Source organism: Pyxidicoccus sp. M6, from assembly GCF_055568925.1.
In genome coordinates this window covers 1940900-1957754 of sequence record NZ_CM145714.1, presented here as the reverse complement: position 1 = coordinate 1957754, position 16855 = coordinate 1940900, and the positions used below count along the sequence as shown (strand labels likewise).

14 protein-coding genes are annotated in these 16855 nt (G+C 69.9%); 6 read left to right on the top strand and 8 right to left on the bottom strand.

Translation table 11 applies throughout. The features are described 5' to 3' along the window. Positions 1-611: 611 nt before the first annotated feature. Both ACVTJA_RS08195 and yhbY read left to right on the top strand, forming a co-directional pair. Positions 612-2753 carry a J domain-containing protein gene (locus tag ACVTJA_RS08195; RefSeq protein WP_465835281.1) on the top strand — a complete coding sequence of 714 codons (2142 nt, stop codon included), beginning with the start codon at positions 612-614 and terminating at the stop codon, positions 2751-2753. Positions 2754-2856: 103 nt separating this feature from the next. Beyond that, positions 2857-3147, top strand: coding sequence for a ribosome assembly RNA-binding protein YhbY (yhbY, locus tag ACVTJA_RS08190; RefSeq protein WP_465835279.1), 291 nt, complete (start codon positions 2857-2859; stop codon positions 3145-3147). 6 nt (positions 3148-3153) lie between these two features. Here yhbY and ACVTJA_RS08185 read toward each other — a convergent pair whose 3' ends face one another. From ACVTJA_RS08185 to ACVTJA_RS08170, 4 genes are all read right to left on the bottom strand, one after another. Beyond that, a complete protein-coding gene (locus ACVTJA_RS08185) occupies positions 3154-3960 on the bottom strand; it encodes an HNH endonuclease family protein (protein ID WP_465835278.1) in 807 nt (268 codons plus the stop codon). Further along, complete coding sequence (locus tag ACVTJA_RS08180; RefSeq protein WP_465835276.1) at positions 3957-5243, bottom strand: AAA family ATPase; 1287 nt, start codon at positions 5241-5243, stop codon at positions 3957-3959. Before ACVTJA_RS08180 ends, ACVTJA_RS08185 begins: the two co-directional genes overlap by 4 nt. 124 nt (positions 5244-5367) lie before the next feature. Beyond that, positions 5368-6156, bottom strand: a complete 789-nt coding sequence (locus ACVTJA_RS08175) for a crotonase/enoyl-CoA hydratase family protein (protein WP_465835274.1) — start codon at positions 6154-6156, stop codon at positions 5368-5370. A gap of 105 nt (positions 6157-6261) precedes the next feature. After that, positions 6262-7572 (bottom strand): neutral/alkaline non-lysosomal ceramidase N-terminal domain-containing protein, encoded by a 1311-nt coding sequence (locus ACVTJA_RS08170; protein ID WP_465835272.1) that lies wholly within the window; start codon positions 7570-7572, stop codon positions 6262-6264. A gap of 143 nt (positions 7573-7715) precedes the next feature. Here ACVTJA_RS08170 and purF point away from each other — a divergent pair, with 143 nt between their 5' ends. Continuing rightward, entirely contained in the window at positions 7716-9095 is a 1380-nt protein-coding gene (gene purF, locus ACVTJA_RS08165; protein WP_465835270.1) for an amidophosphoribosyltransferase, read from the top strand. A 96-nt stretch (positions 9096-9191) separates the two neighbouring features. Here the strand turns inward: purF and ACVTJA_RS08160 are convergent, their stop codons facing one another. The 3 genes from ACVTJA_RS08160 to wecB form a co-directional block, all read right to left on the bottom strand. After that, positions 9192-9428, bottom strand: a complete 237-nt coding sequence (locus ACVTJA_RS08160) for a hypothetical protein (RefSeq protein WP_465835268.1) — start codon at positions 9426-9428, stop codon at positions 9192-9194. Between the two features lie 77 nt (positions 9429-9505). Then, positions 9506-10531: an RluA family pseudouridine synthase gene (locus ACVTJA_RS08155; protein WP_465835266.1), complete on the bottom strand. Its 1026-nt coding sequence runs from the start codon at positions 10529-10531 to the stop codon at positions 9506-9508. Positions 10532-10660: 129 nt separating this feature from the next. Next, on the bottom strand, positions 10661-11791 hold the full coding sequence (gene wecB / locus ACVTJA_RS08150; protein ID WP_465840339.1) for a non-hydrolyzing UDP-N-acetylglucosamine 2-epimerase: 1131 nt from the start codon (positions 11789-11791) through the stop codon (positions 10661-10663). Between the two features lie 105 nt (positions 11792-11896). On the opposite strand from wecB, the gene kdsB reads away from it, so the two are divergent. Beyond that, complete coding sequence (gene kdsB, locus ACVTJA_RS08145) at positions 11897-12646, top strand: 3-deoxy-manno-octulosonate cytidylyltransferase (protein WP_465835264.1); 750 nt, start codon at positions 11897-11899, stop codon at positions 12644-12646. 2 nt (positions 12647-12648) lie between these two features. After that, positions 12649-13539: a hypothetical protein gene (locus ACVTJA_RS08140; RefSeq protein WP_465835262.1), complete on the top strand. Its 891-nt coding sequence runs from the start codon at positions 12649-12651 to the stop codon at positions 13537-13539. Here ACVTJA_RS08140 and ACVTJA_RS08135 read toward each other — a convergent pair. Beyond that, positions 13532-14380: an aldo/keto reductase gene (locus ACVTJA_RS08135; protein WP_465835260.1), complete on the bottom strand. Its 849-nt coding sequence runs from the start codon at positions 14378-14380 to the stop codon at positions 13532-13534. The two genes, ACVTJA_RS08140 and ACVTJA_RS08135, sit on opposite strands and share 8 nt — an antisense overlap. A 106-nt stretch (positions 14381-14486) precedes the next feature. Here ACVTJA_RS08135 and ACVTJA_RS08130 point away from each other — a divergent pair, with 106 nt between their 5' ends. Further along, entirely contained in the window at positions 14487-16253 is a 1767-nt protein-coding gene (locus ACVTJA_RS08130; protein WP_465835258.1) for an ABC transporter ATP-binding protein, read from the top strand. Positions 16254-16855: the final 602 nt, after the last annotated feature.

Genomic DNA, 16855 nt, shown 5'->3' with positions numbered 1-16855 from the left:
CCATGTGGGGGCCCCTCACCCTGCCGACCATCGAGCTGCTCGTGGAGAGCGGCTCCATCAAGGGCAAGCTCCAGGTCTCCGAGGACGGGCTCAACTTCGCCTTCCCGTGGCGCTTCCCCGAGGTCCGCGACGTCTTCCCGCGAGCCCTGTGGGGCGACGGAGCACCGAACGTTCCCGAACCGGCCCAGGGAGCCATCTCGCTCGGACCCACGCCGGCTGCATCCGCGGGTCCCGGTGCCGTGACGCCGGGCGCCGCGCCCATGGCGGGCCCGGGTGCGGCGCCCACGGCAGGCCCCGGTGCCCGGCCGATGGCAGGGCCTGGAGCCGCGCCCGTCGCGGGTCCAGGCGCGGCCCCGATGGCAGGCCCCGGAGCGAGACCGATGGCAGGGCCGGGAGCGGCGCCCGTCGCGGGTCCAGGCGCGGTGCCGATGACGGGCCCCGGTGCCCGACCCGTGGCACCCGGTGGAGCGCCGCTCGCGGGTCCGGGTGGGGCGCCCGTGGCAGGCCCCGGTGCCCGGCCGATGGCGGGCCCAGGAGCAGCCCCCACGGCAGGTCCTGGCACGGCGCCGATGGCGGGCCCGGGCGCCCGTCCGGTCGCAGGAGCCGCGCCCATGGCGGGACCAGGAGCCCGCCCCACCGTGCCTCCCGGCGCGCCCCAGGCAGGAGTCCCCAATCCCGCCGCGCGAAGCCCCGCCGCGCCAACGCCCGTTGCCAACCCCGCGGCCGCGCGGGGCGCCACCGCGCCCACACCCGGTCCCTTCCAGAACCCCGCGGCCGCAAGAGGCCCCGCGGCGCCGACGCCCGGCCCCGTCCCGAGCCCCACGGCCGCGCCCGCCGCCAGTGCCGCACCCGTCGCGCCCGCGCCCGCCGTCGTCTCCGCGGACGAATCGCCCTTCACCGTCCCGCCGCAGGGCCCGCTGGACCAGCTCTCTCCCATCCGCCTCTACGGCCGCATCGCCGCCGGAGAGCAGACGGGCCTGCTGTCGCTCACGCTGTCGGACCGCGTCATCCACATCCACTTCCGCAAGGGCAACCCGGAGTTCGTCGACTCCACGCACGCGGAGGACTCGCTCGGCACGTCGCTGATGGGCGCGAAGCTCCTCTCTCCCGACCAGCTCCAGCAGGCCGAGTCCGCGAAGGAGCGCTTCGGCGGAGACCTCCTCGCGGCCCTCTTCGGCCTCGGCCTCCTGCAACCGGCCAGTGCCTTCACGCACCTCGCGCAGCGCGCGGTGTCCATCCTGTCCAAGGGCCTGCGCGCCGAGTCCGGCACCTTCACCTTCGAGGCGCGCGACCTCCCGGGCAACAAGGCGATGCCGCTCGGCAACCGCTGGGCGGTGCTGAGCGACTCCGTGCGCCGGCTCCCGCCCGCGGACCTCAAGCGCCGGCTGGCCCCGGTGCTCCAGCTCCCCATCATGAAGTCCGGGGGCCTGGTCGCCGCGAGCGAGCTGCGCCTCACGCCGCACGAGGTCCGCACGCTCGCGGTCATCGACGGAGTGCGCTCGGTGGCGCAGCTCCTCACCGACTTCCCGCAGGACGCCGACCACCTGCTGCGCATCGCCTTCCTGCTCCGTGAGCTGGACGGAGTGTCGTTCGCCGCGCCATCGAGGAGCGCCGCGGTCTCGCCACCACCGGGAGCCTCAGCCCCGCCGCCGTCCGCTGCCGCCACGCCGCAGCCCGCGCCCGCCGCACAGCGCCCCGCCGCGCCCCAGCCCGCGTCCGCCGCCGCGCGCCCACCGCCGCCCGTCGTGGGCCCCGCCGCCGCGAACACGCCCCGTCCCGCCGGAGCCGCCCCAGGCGCCCCTGCCGCCGCGGCGCCCCGTCCGGCCCCGCCCGTGGTGAACGCGGCTCCTGGAGCAGGCACTGCCGCCGGAGCCGCCCCTGCCGCCGCGCCTCGTCCCGCTCCGCCCGTGGTGAACGCGGCTCCTGGAGCAGGCGCCGCCGCCGGAGCCGCCCGTCCCGCGACGGCCCCAGCCGGTGCGCCTCAGCCCCGTCCTGCCGCCGCGGCGCCACAGGCCCCGCAGCGTCCGGCGGCCCCCACCGTGGCGGCGACGCCCGCGAATGCCCCGGGCGCGGAGGAGATTCCTTCGCTGCGCCAGCTCGTCACGGCGATGAAGCAGCAGAACCACTTCCAGCGGCTCGGGCTGACGGAGCAGACGAACTCGAGCGCGGTGAAGATTGCCTACTTCCGCCTGGCGAAGCTGTACCACCCGGACACGCTGCCGCAGGGCGCTCCGCCGGAGCTGGAGAAGCTGAAGGCGGAGGTCTTCGCGTACATCGGCGACGCGTACCGGACGCTCTCGGACGACAAGAGCCGCGCGGCGTACATCGAGGAGCTGAAGGCCGGCGGAGGCTCCGGCACCGAGGTGGACGTCAACTCCATCCTCATGGCCGAGGAGCTGTTCCAGAAGTCCACCATCCTGGTGAAGGCGCGCAAGTTCGCCGACGCCGTGAAGATGCTGGACGAGGCCATCAAGCTGAACGCGGAGGAGGCGGAGTTCTACGCGTGGCGGGGCTACGCGCGCTTCTTCACGGCGGCGGACAAGAAGGCCGCCCAGCCGGAGGCGTTCCGCGAAATCCAGAACGCCATCAAGCGCAACGAGCGCTGCGCCCCCGCGCACTACTTCCTGGGGGTGATTGCCAAGCTGAGTGGCGACGCTACGGGAGCCCTGAAGCACTTCAAGCGGACCGTGGAGCTTCAGCCAGACCACATCGACGCGCAGCGGGAGATCCGCATGGCGGCGCAGAAGAAGTAGGGTGCGTCCCCCGTCGCTGTCGGCCGGGGCCCACCGCCCTGGCCATATACCCATGAGGCCAGGGCTCCTGCCCTGGCCGGACACTCAAAAGGAGTCGAGGAACGTGCCGCTCACCGGGAAGCAACGCCGCGCCCTACGCGCGCTGGGACACCACCTGGAGCCGGTGGTCATCGTCGGTCAGTCCGGCGTCACCGAGGGAATCATCGCCGCGGTCGAGCAGGCCCTGAAGGACCACGAGCTCATCAAGGTCAAAATCAACGAGGGCCCGGAGACGCGCCAGGAGGCCGCGGCGAAGATGGCCGAGGGCACCCAGTCCGAGCTGGCCCAGCTCCTCGGCCGCACCGCGCTCCTCTTCAAGAAGCGCAAGGAGAAGTCGAAGTTCGAGAAGTTCTGAGAGGCGCTACCAGCCCAGGGCTTCGGGCGCCTCACGGAAGAGCGCCCGGAGTGCCCTGTGTTGACTCTGCTGCCGCTGCATCTCCCTCCAGACGGTAGGGTGAGCTGCCCGCTGGATTGCCTGAATGCACCGCAGGAGCGAGGCCCGTGAGGCGCCATGGTCGCGCTGGGTGATGTATTCGGAAAGACGGGCTCGATAGCCACTGAAGGCTTCTGCCCGGGCCGTCGTGAGCAGTTCCCGATTCAGTCGCAGGATGCACCGCGTGTAATCGGCCCGCTCGTAGTCACGTGTGCCCTTCCGGGCGTTTGGCTCGAAAAGGAAGGTGCCTTGAAGGTCGAGCACGAGGAACTTCATCGGGTCCTCGCTTCGCGGGTCGATGAGCGCGGACTCGCCTTTGGGGGGCGGCCGCGAGGAAGTCCTGGCTGCCAGGCTGACCTCGACAGGAGTGCGTGCGCGTCGAGGGAAGACAGCGAACTGGTTGTTCTTCGGCCCGTTGCACGGGCCACAGGCATACAGGTAGTTGCGCCACGCAAAGACCAGCTCCGGGTAGATGTCCTTGGGCCGGACGTGCTCGACTTCGTCGGCAGCAGAGTCCTCGCAATACCCGCAGCGCTGAGCACCCGAGCACATCGCCGTGAGCTGCCGGCGAATCTCGATGAAGGTCCTGTTCCGCGGAGTGTTGCGCTGTCTGAAGAGCCGCTTCGCGGCCTCGACACGCGCTGCGTGGCTCGCGAGCGCATCCACCTCGGCCTGCCAGCTCACGAGCTGTTGAGAGGCTGCCCTGGACAACGGGATGTCCGGCAGCTTGATCACTCCCGGCCCCACGCCTCCGACTCATGAAGGGTCATGGCCGCGGTGGGCTGGCTCGCGCGCAGAGCGGTCTGCTCCCTGCGCTCAGCGGCGGTCAACCCCTTCCGCAGTTCCTTCATGTTCAGCTCAGCCAGCCGTTGGAGCCTCTCTTTCGAGCGCTCCGACCGGGTGATGCCTTCGCCGAACACGCCTGTGCCGTAGGCATCGAGCACATTGCCGAAGATGAGTCGGTCCAAGTCTACTCCCGTGACCTGATGGGCCTCTTCGTCCGTACCAGGCCTGGGGAGCCGCCACACCGTCCCTTCGTCCGCAGCCTGACAAACCAATGGGCTGTGAGTCGTGACGATGAACTGCATCTTCGGGAAGTGCTTCCGGAACCAGAGCCCCACCTTTCGCTGCCAGGTCGGATGCAGATGGGCATCCACCTCGTCGATGAGCACCACGCCGGGCACATCCACGCGTGATGGGTCTTTCGGGTCGAAGACGCGCTTGGCCCCGTAGGCAGCCGCAATCTGGCGGATAAGCTCGAAGGTCATGCTCAGAATGGAGCGATAGCCATCACTCAGTTCTTCGACTGGAACGCGGTATCCATTGCCGTCCACGAAGAGAACATCGTCTGAGGTGACCTCCTCCAAGCGTGCATGATGGGGCAGGAACTCTGGCTGGTTGATGAACCTCGTGAGCAGGCCAAGCAGCTCACCCTCAGGTCCCTTCTCGAGCTCCTTGAACTTCAATTGCTGGAGCCACTTCAGCCCCTCGGTGAGCGCCACACTCTCGTCGAAGACGGACAGATGACGCGCGAGCTCAGGGTCGGAGGAGAAGAGCTGGTCGTAGTCCTTGTCGCCCCCGGTGAATCTCCGGAAAGGGCCGTACGAGGCCGCGAACCATCCGGCCCTGTGCCCTCTTGAGAACCACCCGGGAGCAGTGTCCTTGAAGGCCACCGTGGCTCTTCCCCCGAACGTCACGGGCTCCAATTGGAAGCCAACGTTGAGGGCCCGGCTCCGAGAAGGGGCTCCCCCTCCCTTGTCGAATCTGGAGTCGGGCGTCAACTTCAGGCGAACAGTCCCGGCTGCACCGTGGCGCATCCAACGCATCAGGTCGACTCGAAGCGCAGACGCTCCACGCACCCCAACGAGCGCCAGTGCAATCGAGCGCAGGACCGACGACTTCCCGGATCCGTTGTCCCCAAGAATGACGTGCCAGCCCGGAGCCTGCTGGATGGGAACGTCCCATTCCAGCGCCCGGATGGCTCGGATGTTCTCGATGGTGAATCGCGTCAGGTACATGGTTCGACTGGGCACCCTAGCCGCATCTGCGGTCCGAGCCCAGAGAGGGCAATGACAAGAACGCTCCGAGACCACAACAGGGCCATACCGAGCCTTGGGGAAATGGCGACGAGCAGCCCCTACCTCAGCGCCCGGTGAAGCGGCCCTCGCGGCGCTCGATGAAGGACTGCACGCCCTCGGCCGCGTCCTCCGAGTTCACCAACTGGAGCAGCCGGGGCAGCAGCGCCTTCGCGGCGGCCTCGGGGCCCTCGTCGAGCGTCTGCCGCGCGGAAGCGAGCGTCGCCTGCACACCGAGGGGCGCCTGCTTCGCCACCGTCGTCGCGAGGGCGAGCGCGCGCTCCAACTGCTTGCCGCGCTCCACCACCTCCTGCACGAGGCCGATGCGGTACGCCTCGCGCGCGTCGAACTCGTCACCGGTGAGCAGCCAGCGCATGGCGTTGCCCCAGCCGGCCACCTGTGGGAAGCGAATCGTCGCGCCGCCGAAGGGGAAGATGCCGCGCTTGATTTCAATCTGCCCGAAGCGCGCGTCCTCGGAGGCCACGGCGATGTCGGCGGCGAGGACCAGCTCGATGGACAGCGTGAGGCACAGGCCCTGGACGGCGACGATGAGGGGCTTGGTGCGCACCACGCCTTGAGTGGCCCACGGGTCGATGGAGCCCTTCGGCGCGAGCCCCTCGCCCTGCGCGAGCGAGGGCGCCACGTTGGCCAGATCCAGCCCCGCGGAGAAGTGGTCACCCACGGCGTGGACCACCATGCAGCGCACGTCGGGGTTGCGGTCCGCCTGCGTCATCGCCTCGGAGAAGGCGCGCAGCATGCCCACGTCGAACGCGTTGCGCTTCTCGGGCCGGTTGATGCCGATGACGGCGATGTGGCCACGCACTTCCAGGGTGATGCGGGGGTCGGTCTGGCTCATGGGGCTCCCGAGTGGGAAAGAGTCGCGCGCATCTTCGCCCGCCCTGAATACGCCGCCCATTGCCTTGTGGCCGGAGCGCACCGGAGCAACGTCCACGGCACGACGTCAGCGCGAGAAGCCCGCCGTCTGGGCCGCCAGCTCCGCCGCCACGGTCAGCCGCTCCAGCAGCGTCGGCCCGAAGTACTGCCGCACGGACTCACCACGTCCGTCCTTCACCAACTCCGGTGCCTCGACGTAGCCCAGGTACCCATCCGCCAGGCCCAGCACCCCTGTGGCCCCCGTGCGCCGCACCAGCACCGCGCCCGCGTCCACCGTGGGCTCACCCGGCACGGCCACGAGCTCCAACGGCCCGAGCATCAACGCGCCCACCTCCGCCACGCGCTGCGCGGAGCCGCACAGCAGGTTGTCTCCCGCGGCGCGCGTCAGCGAAGGCACCAGCCGCGAAGCATCCGGCCGCGGCATCGCCACCTCCACGCGCGCCAGCGACAGGCGCACCGTCTCGCCCACGGGTGACAGCGCCACCTTCCCCGTCAGCGTCGCCAGCGCCCGAGCGAAGCCCGCCACGCGCTCCAGCCCCTTCCCCTCGGAGTACGCCACGGAGGCATTGCCCACCGCGCCCTGCAACAGCAGCGTCACACCGCTGCCCTCGGACTCGCGCAGCGCGCAGAGCCGCCCGGGATAGTCCGGGTCCACGTACGCCCGCTCGCGAGACACCATCGTCGGGTGCGCGGAGAACAGCAGCAACTCCGCCACCGGCCCCGCCTGCCCGCGCAGCACCGCGCGAGTCAGCGCCCCGTCCGGCGCCGTCCCACTGCTGCGCGAGTACACGAGGTCCGGCTCGCGAGCCTCCCCCACCTCCAGCGTCACGTCCGTCATCGACGCCGCCGCGCGAGTCAGCGCCGCCACCGCTGCGGTGACGATGGCATCCACCGAGTCCTTCCGGTACTTGCCCGTCCCCGCGAGCTGCGCCACCAGCCGCGAGTCATACCCGCCCATCGACGAGTGCGCGTGCGTGGCCGTCACCAGCACCTCGCCCAGCCCCGACGCGGCGGCCTGCGCGCGCACGCGCTCCAGCACCTCCGTGGTGATGGACAGCAACTCCAGCGACACCAGTCCCACGCGCGTCCCACCGGCTTCCAGCACCACCGCGCGCGCGTGCAGCGGCGGGTCTGCCTCGACGGCCTCGGGACGAGGCGGCGCATAGCCGGCCACCACCACCGGGAAGGGCGGCACGAGCGCCACCTTCGCCGCCCCCGCCCGCAGCGGCCCTTCGCCGCGCACCTGTGAAAGAAGCACGGGCGCGTGCTCCTTCCAGACACCACACCAGTTCCAGGACGCCAGCGCATACGCGGCGCCCGTCGTGAGCAGAACCAGGGGAATCAGGGAACGCCAGTGAACGCGACGCAGGAAGCCCATTCGCGAGCCAGACTAACCGCAACGGCGAAAGTCTGGAGGCTCGACTGCCCACATCGGACGACGGTGGCGGCGGGTGGAATACCCACCAGAGGGGCATGCGTTCTTGTTCCGCTCACCGCCCGAAAGGAGTAAGGCAGCGCGCCATGTGCGGCATCTTCGGAATCGTTGGCCACGCCGAGGCCTCCAACCTGACGTACCTGGGGTTGCATGCCCTCCAGCACCGCGGGCAGGAGTCCGCGGGCATCGTCTCCTCTGACGGCAACTCCCTGCGGGCTCACCGGCAGATGGGGCTCGTCGCGGACATCTTCGACGCACCGGTCCTCGCTGGCCTGCCCGGGCAGGCGGCAATCGGGCACGTGCGCTACTCCACGGCGGGCGGCAGTGCGCTGAAGAACGCGCAGCCCATCTTCGTGCAGTACGCGGGCGGCCAGTGCGCCATCGCGCACAACGGCAACCTGGTGAACGCGGCCGAGCTGAAGGAACAGCTCGAGGCCGACGGCGCCATCTTCCAGTCGGACGCGGACACGGAGGTCATCATGCACCTCCTGGCCCGCTCCAAGCAGAGCACCTTCGAGCAGAAGCTCGTCGAGGCGCTGCGCCGCGTGAAGGGCGCGTACAGCCTGCTGGTGCTCACGGAGAGCAAGCTCGTCGCGGTGCGCGACCCGATGGGCATCCGGCCGCTGGTGCTGGGACGGATGAAGGAAGGCGCGTACGTGCTCGCGAGCGAGACGACGGCGCTGGACCTCATCGAGGCGGATGTGGTGCGCGAGCTGGAGCCGGGCGAGATGCTCGTCATCGAGAACGGCGTCATGCGCACCAGCCGTCCCTTCGAGGAGCCCAAGCGGCTGGCCCAGTGCATCTTCGAGCACGTGTACTTCGCACGTCCGGATTCCACGCTGTTCGGCAAGAACGTGTACGAGGTGCGCAAGCGCCTGGGCATGCAGCTGGCGCGCGAGCAGCCGGCGGAAGCGGACCTGGTCATCGCGGTGCCGGACTCGGGTGTGGCGGCGGCCATCGGCTTCTCGCAGCAGAGCGGGATTCCGTATGACGTGGGTCTCATCCGCAGCCACTACGTGGGCCGCACCTTCATCGAGCCGCAGCAGTCCATCCGTCACTTCGGCGTGAAGCTGAAGCTGTCGGCGGTGCGGCAGGTGCTGAAGGGCAAGCGCGTGGTGGTGGTGGACGACTCCATCGTGCGCGGCACCACGAGCCGCAAAATCGTGAAGATGATCAAGGCCGCGGGCGCGGTGGAGGTGCACCTGCGCATCTCCTCGCCGCCGACGAAGTGGCCCTGCTACTACGGCATCGACACGCCGAGCCGTCAGGAGCTCATCGCCGCCACGCACACGACGGAGGAGATTGCGAAGTACGTCACTGCGGACTCGCTGGGCTACATCTCCCTGGAAGGCCTGGGCGAGGCGGTGGGCGACCCGAAGCGCGAGAAGTTCTGCAGCGCGTGCTTCTCCGGCCAGTACTTCATGGGCGAGCTGGCGCCCCCGGCCGAAGTGAAGATGACGGCCTGAGCCCGAGCGCTCCGCGCACGGACGCATGAGCAAGGCCCCCTGCCCTCCCGGGTCGGGGGCCTTGGCATTTTCAGGGCCGTGCCAACGCCCGCGCGTTCAGTGCTGATTGTCGAACTTGATGCCCTCACGGACCTCGTTGAGGGCGGCCTCGGTGAGCTCGATGGCCTTCACGCGGTGGCCGCCCTTGTCGGCGCTGGCGTTCTTCAGCGACGTGAGGGCCCGCTCCAGGTGGGCGACGGCATCCCGCATCTTCGGCTGGCGGTCGGCGTACGCATGGTTGGCGAAGCCGCCGAGGACGAAGGCGGCGGTGACGGCAACGAGGGTGCGGCGCATGGTGGGCTCCAGGGGTGAAGGAGACAGCGTGTTTCCCCCATGAACCCGGGTGCCCGCGAAAAGTTGCGGGGTGACGCTCAGGCCGCGTCCGTCTCCGGCTCCGGCCTCGCAAGTGGCAACGGTCTGCCCTCGATGAAGTCCGTGAGGTCCGAGGGCAGCGGCGCCTCGAACACGACCTCCTGCCCCGTCCCCGGATGCGGGAACGCGATGCGCGCGGCGTGCAACGCCTGGCGGGGCAACCGCAGGCGCGTCCACGCCTCGGGCTCCAGGCAGTGCTTGCTGAAGCGGTCGAAGTAGCCCGGGTCCGGCCCGTACATCTTGTCGCCCACGAGCGGGAAGCCCGCCTCGCGAAGGTGGATGCGAATCTGGTGCTGCCGCCCCGTCTCCGGATAGCAGCGCAGCAGCGCGAACGGCTCACCGTCACGCATGAAGCGCTGGAGCACCTGGAAGCGCGTGCGGCTCTCCTTCCCCTCCACGGGGTCGATACGCACGGCGATGCGGATGAGCTCGGTGCCCTCGGCGATGGGCGCGTCCACGACGAACGTGTCCTCGGGGGGATGCCCCTCGCACAGCGCGAGGTACTCCTTGTGCACGTCGCGAGACACGAAGAGCCGTCCGAGCACGCGGCACGACTCGGTGGTGCGGCCACACACGACGAGCCCGCTCGTCTCGCGGTCCAGGCGGTGCGCGGGCTCGGCGTAGCGCTCACCGAAGCGCTCGCGCAGCAGCGTGACGAGCGTGCCCTTGTGGTAGCGCGCCGTCGGATGAATCGGCAGCCCCGCCGGCTTGTCGAGCACCAGCAGCCATTCGTCCTGGAACACCACCGGCAGCGCGGTGGGCGTCTCGGGCTCCTCGCTGGCGCGGCGGCGGAGACGGAAGGTGAGCCCCGGGTAGACGGGCGTGGACGGCTTGAGTCGCTTCTCCTCGCAGAGGATGCCGCGCCGGATGACGCCCTGCAGGCGCTCCTTCGTCATGCGGCGGATCTTCTGGCCCAGGTACCGGTCCAGCCGCCACCCCGCGTAGTTGGGCTCCACGACGAAGACGATGTCGACGTAGCCGTCGGGCGCTTCATCCGGAGTGTCTGTGTCCCGCTCGCTGTGCATGGGCCGTTACGCGCGCTCTAACACGGAGCGCGCCGCCGCACAGTCCACCAGACGTGCGAACGGGCACCACCCCGCTCCCCCGCGGAGGAACAAGGCTGATGCCCGCCCGATGCATCTCGGTCCATCACCTCAGGCCATGGCCACGCGCAGCGGAGCGCCCTCCACGCCCAGGTAGCGCGCGAAGACGTCGGCGATGCGCTCGCTGGCGCGTCCGTCCCACAGCTCCGGGATACGGCCCTTCTTGCCCTGGCCATCGAGGACGCGGTCCGCGGCCTGGCGGATGCGGTCCGGGTCGGTGCCCACGACTTCGTTGGTGCCCTGCTCCACGGTGATGGGGCGCTCGGTCTGCTCGCGCAGGGTGAGGCACGGCACTCCCAGCGCGGTGGTCTCCTCCTGGAGGCCGCCCGAGTCGGTGAGGATGAGCTTCGCCTGCGCCGTCAACGCGACGAACTCCAGGTGGCCCATGGGGTCCACGGGGCGCAGGTTCGGGTGACGCTCGAACCAGTGGCCCAGGCCCTGCTCGGCAATCATCTTCCGCGTGCGCGGGTGCACCGGGAAGATGACGGGCAGTCGCGTGGACACGTGGGCCACGGCGGACAGCAGTCCCCCGAGCAGCCGCGGGTCATCCACGTTGGAAGGCCGGTGCAGCGTGCACACCGCGTAGCCGCGCGGAGTAAGGCCCAGGTCCTTCAGCGTGGACAGCCGCTCCGCCTTCTCCTTCGACGCGAGCAGTGAATCAATCATCACGTTGCCCACGAAGTGGATGCGGCTCGGCTCACAGCCTTCCTTGAGGAGGTTGGCGTCCGCGTCGCGCGACGGCGTGAGCAGCAAATCGGAGAGCCGGTCGGTGACGACGCGGTTGACCTCCTCCGGCTGGTGCTGGACGTAGCTGCGCAGGCCCGCTTCGACGTGGGCGAGCGGAATGGCCAGCTTGGACGTCACCAGCGCGGCGGCGATGGTGCTGTTCACGTCGCCCACCACGGAGACGAGGTCCGGCTCGTGCTCGAGGAAGACCTTCTCGAGCTCCACCATCATCCGCGCCGTCTGCTGCGCGTGGCTGCCCGAGCCGATGCCGAGGTGGACGTCCGGAGCCGGAAGGCCCAGGTCCGAGAAGAAGACGTCGCTCATCTTGACGTCGTAGTGCTGGCCGGTGTGGACAAGAATCTGCTGGAGCGAAGTGCGTGCCGCGATGGCCTTGTAGATGGGGGCCACCTTCATGAAATTGGGGCGCGCGCCGACGATGTGGATGACCTTCTTCATGTCGACTGCGAAGCTAGGCATTGCCTCCCAAGTGGCCAGTGGTTGAAGGTGGGCCTGGCGGGTGATGGCGGAGATGCGTCCTGAATCTGATAGACGGGATGTGTCATGCCTGCCTCTCCCTCCTCCAGGACAGTTGCCGTCATCCCCGCCCGCCACGCCAGCACGCGCTTTCCGGGCAAGCCGCTCGCCCTCATCGCCGGCCGGCCGATGATTGAGCACGTGTGGAACCGCTGCCAGGAGGCGAAGGCCTTCGACGAGGTGGTGGTGGCCACGGACGACGAGCGCATCCGCGCCACGGTGGAGCGCTTCGGCGGCAAGGTGGTGATGACCAGCCCCGACTGCGCCACCGGCACGGACCGCGTGGCGGAGGTGGCGCGAGGACGTCCGGACGTGGACGTCTGGGTGAACGTACAGGGCGACGAGCCGCTGGTGGACCCGGCCGCCCTGCGGGTGCTCGCGGGCCTGTTCCAGGACGCCACGGTGCGCATGGGCACGCTGGTGCGCCCGCTGGAGCCGGACGAGGCGGGCAGCCCCAACGTGGTGAAGGCGGTGCTCGCACGCAACGGCGACGCGCTCTACTTCAGCCGCAGCCTCGTGCCCTTCGTCCGCGAGCCGGGCACGCCCGTGAAGCGCTGGGGCCACATCGGCCTGTATGGCTACCGCAGGGACGTGCTGCTGTCGCTCGCGGGCCTCGCGCCCACCCCGCTGGAGGAGGCGGAGAAGCTGGAGCAACTCCGAGCGCTGGAGCACGGCATCTCCATCCGCTGTGCGCAGGTGAACTGGCGCACGGTGGCGGTGGACGTGCCCGAGGACGTGGCGAAGGTGGAGGCCGTCATGCGAGAGCGAGGCCGATAACCATGGGCTTCTGGAGCGACCTCTTCGGCGGGAAGAAGAAGGAGGAACCCGCCGCCAGCACACCGGCCACGGAGCCACCCGCGGCGCAGGCGGAGGCCCCACCCGCGCCGAAGCCAGAGCCGAGGCCCGAGCCGCCCAGGGCCACCGAGCCCCCACCGAAGCCGAAACCGGAACCCCGCAAGCAACCGCGGCAGCAAGAGGAGGACGAGGACATGGAGGGCGTGCAGCGGCTGTTGTCGCGAAAGGTGGAGCGGGTGCTGGAGCAGCTCGGCGCGCTGGCGGCGCGAGCGCGCACGGGTGAAGAGGTGCCGGCGCTCACCGTCACGCTGCACCTGGCGCACGGGCACTCGATGACGGGCGAGGTGGTGGACTACGTCCCTCGCGAGTCCGTGCTGATGGCGCTGGGCAAGGAGGGCCTGCTCCGGTCCGCATCGGTGGCCTACGTGGACCTGACCACGGTGGTGGCGGTGTCGGTGGGCAACGCGGACAAGCTGCTGGAGCTCGCGCAACTGGTGCGGCCGAACCCCACGCGGCAGGACGTGGTGACGCTGCAGGAGAGGCTGCCGCACGCGATTACGGAGCAGTTCTGGCCGGGCGAGGCTTCCCTGGGCGGCCGTCCGCTGCGCTTCGAGGTGGACTGGGTGGGCCTGGACGACGAGCCCGGCCGCCGAGCACTGGAGACGGCGATGAACGTCGCGGGCCACGCCCTGCGCGCACTGGCGCAGGAGCAGGGACGCGAGGTGCTCCGCCGCATCACCACCGTGCGCTTCATCAAGGGCCGCGACACGCGCGCCGCCGTCGAGGGAGAGACGGGCACCGTGACGGTGGCCCCCGGCTCCGGAGACCCCACGGTGTCCGCTTTCAAGAAAGCCTTCGCCGCCGCAATCAGATGACGGGCAGCTCGCCGCTGTCGGGCCCGAGCGGGAACGCGGCGTCGATGCGAGCGATGTCCTCCGCGGACAGCTTCAGCGAAGCCGCGGCCGCGTTGTCGCGCATGTGGGCCTCGCGGCTCGCCTTCGGAATGGCGAACAGCGAGGGCCGGCGCGTGAGGAACCGCAGCGCCACCTGGTACGGGCTGGCGCCGTGCGCGCGGGCAATGGCCCCCAGCACCTTGCCGCCCTTGCTGTCGGGGCTCGGGAAGTTGCCGTTGCCGAAGGGGCTGTAGCCCACCACCGCCACGCCCTGCTCCTCGCACCACGGAATCACGCCGTGCTCAATCGAGCGCTCCTCCAGGTGATACAGCACCTGGTTGCACGCGATGCGGCCCGGGCCGGACAGCGCGAGCGCCTCCTCCAAATCCTCGACGCCGAAGTTGCTCACGCCCCACGAGCGAATCTTCCCGTCCTTCACCAGCTTCTCGAAGGCGCGAATCGTGTCCTCGAGCGGATGCGGCCCCGGCCAGTGCAGCAGGTAGCAGTCCAGCCTGTCGGTGCGCAGCCGCTTCAGGCTCCGCTCACACGCGGCCAGCGCGCCCGTGTACGTCGCGTTGGAGGGCATCACCTTCGACACGAGGAACACCTCGTCGCGGCGTCCGGCAATCGCCTCGGAGACGATGCTCTCCTCCACGCGACCGTGCCCATAGAGCTCGGCCGTGTCCACGTGCGTCAGGCCCAAATCCAATCCGGCTCGCAGCGCGCGAATGGCGCCTGCCCGGTCGTCATCCTCCATCTGCCACGTCCCCTGCCCCAGCACGGGAACCGACACACCGGTGCGACCAAACGGGTGCTTCTCCATGACACACCTCGCTATCGAGCCATCCGCTCCGGAAGGATTAACACCGCCAGGCAGGACTGGCAGCCCCTGGAATGCACACCCGCCGGGTCCGCGTTAGTCTCCGCCGGTGTCTTCGCCCGAAAAGTCCTCCGCACCCCAGCTCCCCACCCGCGTCACGGTGCGCCGCCTGCTCGCCCTCGCGCGGCCGGAGCTGCCGTTCATCATCGCCGGCACCGTCTTCCTGCTCGTGAGCAGCGTGTCCACGCTCGTCTACCCGAAGGCCATCGGCAATCTGGTGGACGAGGCGCTCAGCACCCGCAGCCAGAAGATGTTGGACGGGCTCGCGCTGGCGATGCTCGCCGTCTTCGTGGTGCAGGGCGTGGCCATGGCGCTGCGCGCCTACTACTTCAACACCGCCGGCGAGCGCGTGGTGGCGCGCCTGCGCAAGTCCCTCTTCGGCGCGCTGCTCTCGCAGGAGGTCGGCTTCTTCGACGCGCGCCGCACCGGCGAGCTCACCAGCCGGCTCGCCTCGGACACCACCGTCCTGCAGAACACCGTCACCGCCAACATCTCCATGGCGCTGCGCTACGGCGTGCAGGCCCTGGGTGGCGTGGCGCTGCTCTTCTACACGTCCGCGCGCCTCACCGGTGTCATGCTCGCCGTCATCCCCGCCGTGACGCTGGGCGCGGTGTTCTACGGCCGCCGCGTGCGCGTCATCTCCCGCCAGGTGCAGGACGCGCTCGCGGCCAGCAACGACGTGGCCGAGGAGGACCTGTCCGGCATCCGCACCGTCCGCTCCTTCGCCGCCGAGCGCAACGAGGTGGAGCGCTACGGCGCCGCGGTGGACCGCTCCTTCTCGCTCGCGCGGGAGCGCACGCGCCAGTCCTCCATCTTCATGGGCGCCGTCTCCATCGCCGGCTACGGCGCCATCGCCGCGGTGCTCTGGTACGGCGGCCGGCTCGTGGTGCAGGGCCACATGAGCGTGGGCGCGCTCACCTCGTTCCTCATCTACACCATGCTGGTGGCCTTCTCCTTCAGCGCCATGGCGGAGCTGTGGGCGGACTTCATGCGCGCCAGCGGCGCCGCGGACCGCGTCTTCGAGTTGCTGGACCGCCCGCCCGCGATTTCGTCCGGCGGCGAGCGGCTCCCCGAGGTGCGCGGCCACGTGGAGTTCCGCGACGTGCGCTTCGCCTACCCCACGCGGCCGGACATCACCGTGCTCCAGGGACTCAACATGGAGCTGCGCCCCGGAGAGGTCGTCGCGGTGGTGGGCCCCTCGGGCGCGGGCAAGTCCACGCTGGCCTCGCTGCTGTCGCGCTTCTACGACCCGCTGGACGGCGCGGTGCTGCTGGACGGCCACACGCTCACCTCGCTGGACCCGGAGTGGCTGCGCCGCAACATCGGCATGGTGGCGCAGGAGCCCATGCTCTTCTCCTGTTCCATCTTCGACAACATCCGCTACGGCCGGCCGGACGCCACCGAAGCGCAGGTGGAGGAGGCCGCGCGCGCCGCCAACGCCCACGCCTTCATCCAGCGCTTCCCCGAGGGCTACCGCACCCAGGTGGGCGAGCGCGGCGTGCAGCTCTCCGGCGGCCAGAAGCAGCGCGTGGCCATTGCCCGCGCCGTGCTGAAGGACCCGCGCCTGCTCATCCTCGACGAGGCCACCAGCGCGCTCGACGCGGAGAGCGAGCACCTGGTGAAGGACGCCCTGGAGCGCCTCATGAAGGGCCGCACCACGCTCATCATCGCCCACCGCCTGTCCACCGTGGCCAACGCGGACCGCGTGCTCGTGCTGGAGGGCGGCCATGTCATCCAGAGCGGCACCCACTCCGCGCTCATGGGACAGGACGGCCTCTACCGCCGCTTGGTGGAACGGCAGTTCGTCGCGGCCTGAACGCCTGCCCGCCCTTCAGGCCCATTAATGGGTGCAAGGAGTATGGCGCGGTATTTCGGCCGGGATTAGATCCGCCTCCTCGAAAGGAGGTGATGCCTTGACCGACAGCAACTTCAAGGCGTCCACCTCCGCTTCGCTGGCCTGAAAAAGGCCGCGCAAGCGGTGGCAGACGCCGGCAGTTCGGGCCCGTTCCCGCCTTGGTGGGGACGGGCCTTTTTACGTCTGCTCGGGAATGAAGACCCGACCTCCCTGTTCCGTCGCCCCGGGGGGAGTGGCCGACCCAACACGTTCCAAGCCGGGAGTTCCGCCGTGTCCATTACCCCTTGCCCCAGCCCCCTGCCTACCGCCCTCCGTGACGAAGAGGCCGTGGATACGCAGCGCAACCTGTTCTGCCCGAATTACGACGCCTGCCTGCACCTCGTCGTGAAGCGCGGCTGGGAGGGCTGGAGCTGTCGCAACTGCGACCTCCGCCAGTTCCGTGTCGGGCAGCCTACTGCCCGGGAATTCGCACAGTCCCGGCCCGGAGGTTGGGACGGCAACTGACGCCGACCCACCCGGTCGTCCGCCCGAATCAGAATTATTGACGCATCCCTGCCGCAGTT

Bases quoted from the DNA above. Each gene is read 5' to 3' on its own strand.
- ACVTJA_RS08195 (WP_465835281.1), top strand. From the start codon at position 612: ATGGCGGGACCAGGAGCCCGCCCCACCGTGCCTCCCGGCGCGCCCCAG.
- ACVTJA_RS08140 (WP_465835262.1), top strand. From the start codon at position 12,649: ATGGGCTTCTGGAGCGACCTCTTCGGCGGGAAGAAGAAGGAGGAACCC.
- ACVTJA_RS08135 (WP_465835260.1), bottom strand. From the start codon at position 14,380: ATGGAGAAGCACCCGTTTGGTCGCACCGGTGTGTCGGTTCCCGTGCTG.
- wecB (WP_465840339.1), bottom strand. From the start codon at position 11,791: ATGAAGAAGGTCATCCACATCGTCGGCGCGCGCCCCAATTTCATGAAG.
- ACVTJA_RS08180 (WP_465835276.1), bottom strand. From the start codon at position 5,243: ATGTACCTGACGCGATTCACCATCGAGAACATCCGAGCCATCCGGGCG.
- ACVTJA_RS08160 (WP_465835268.1), bottom strand. From the start codon at position 9,428: ATGCGCCGCACCCTCGTTGCCGTCACCGCCGCCTTCGTCCTCGGCGGC.
- purF (WP_465835270.1), top strand. From the start codon at position 7,716: ATGTGCGGCATCTTCGGAATCGTTGGCCACGCCGAGGCCTCCAACCTG.
- kdsB (WP_465835264.1), top strand. From the start codon at position 11,897: ATGCCTGCCTCTCCCTCCTCCAGGACAGTTGCCGTCATCCCCGCCCGC.
- ACVTJA_RS08170 (WP_465835272.1), bottom strand. From the start codon at position 7,572: ATGGGCTTCCTGCGTCGCGTTCACTGGCGTTCCCTGATTCCCCTGGTT.
- ACVTJA_RS08175 (WP_465835274.1), bottom strand. From the start codon at position 6,156: ATGAGCCAGACCGACCCCCGCATCACCCTGGAAGTGCGTGGCCACATC.
- ACVTJA_RS08155 (WP_465835266.1), bottom strand. From the start codon at position 10,531: ATGCACAGCGAGCGGGACACAGACACTCCGGATGAAGCGCCCGACGGC.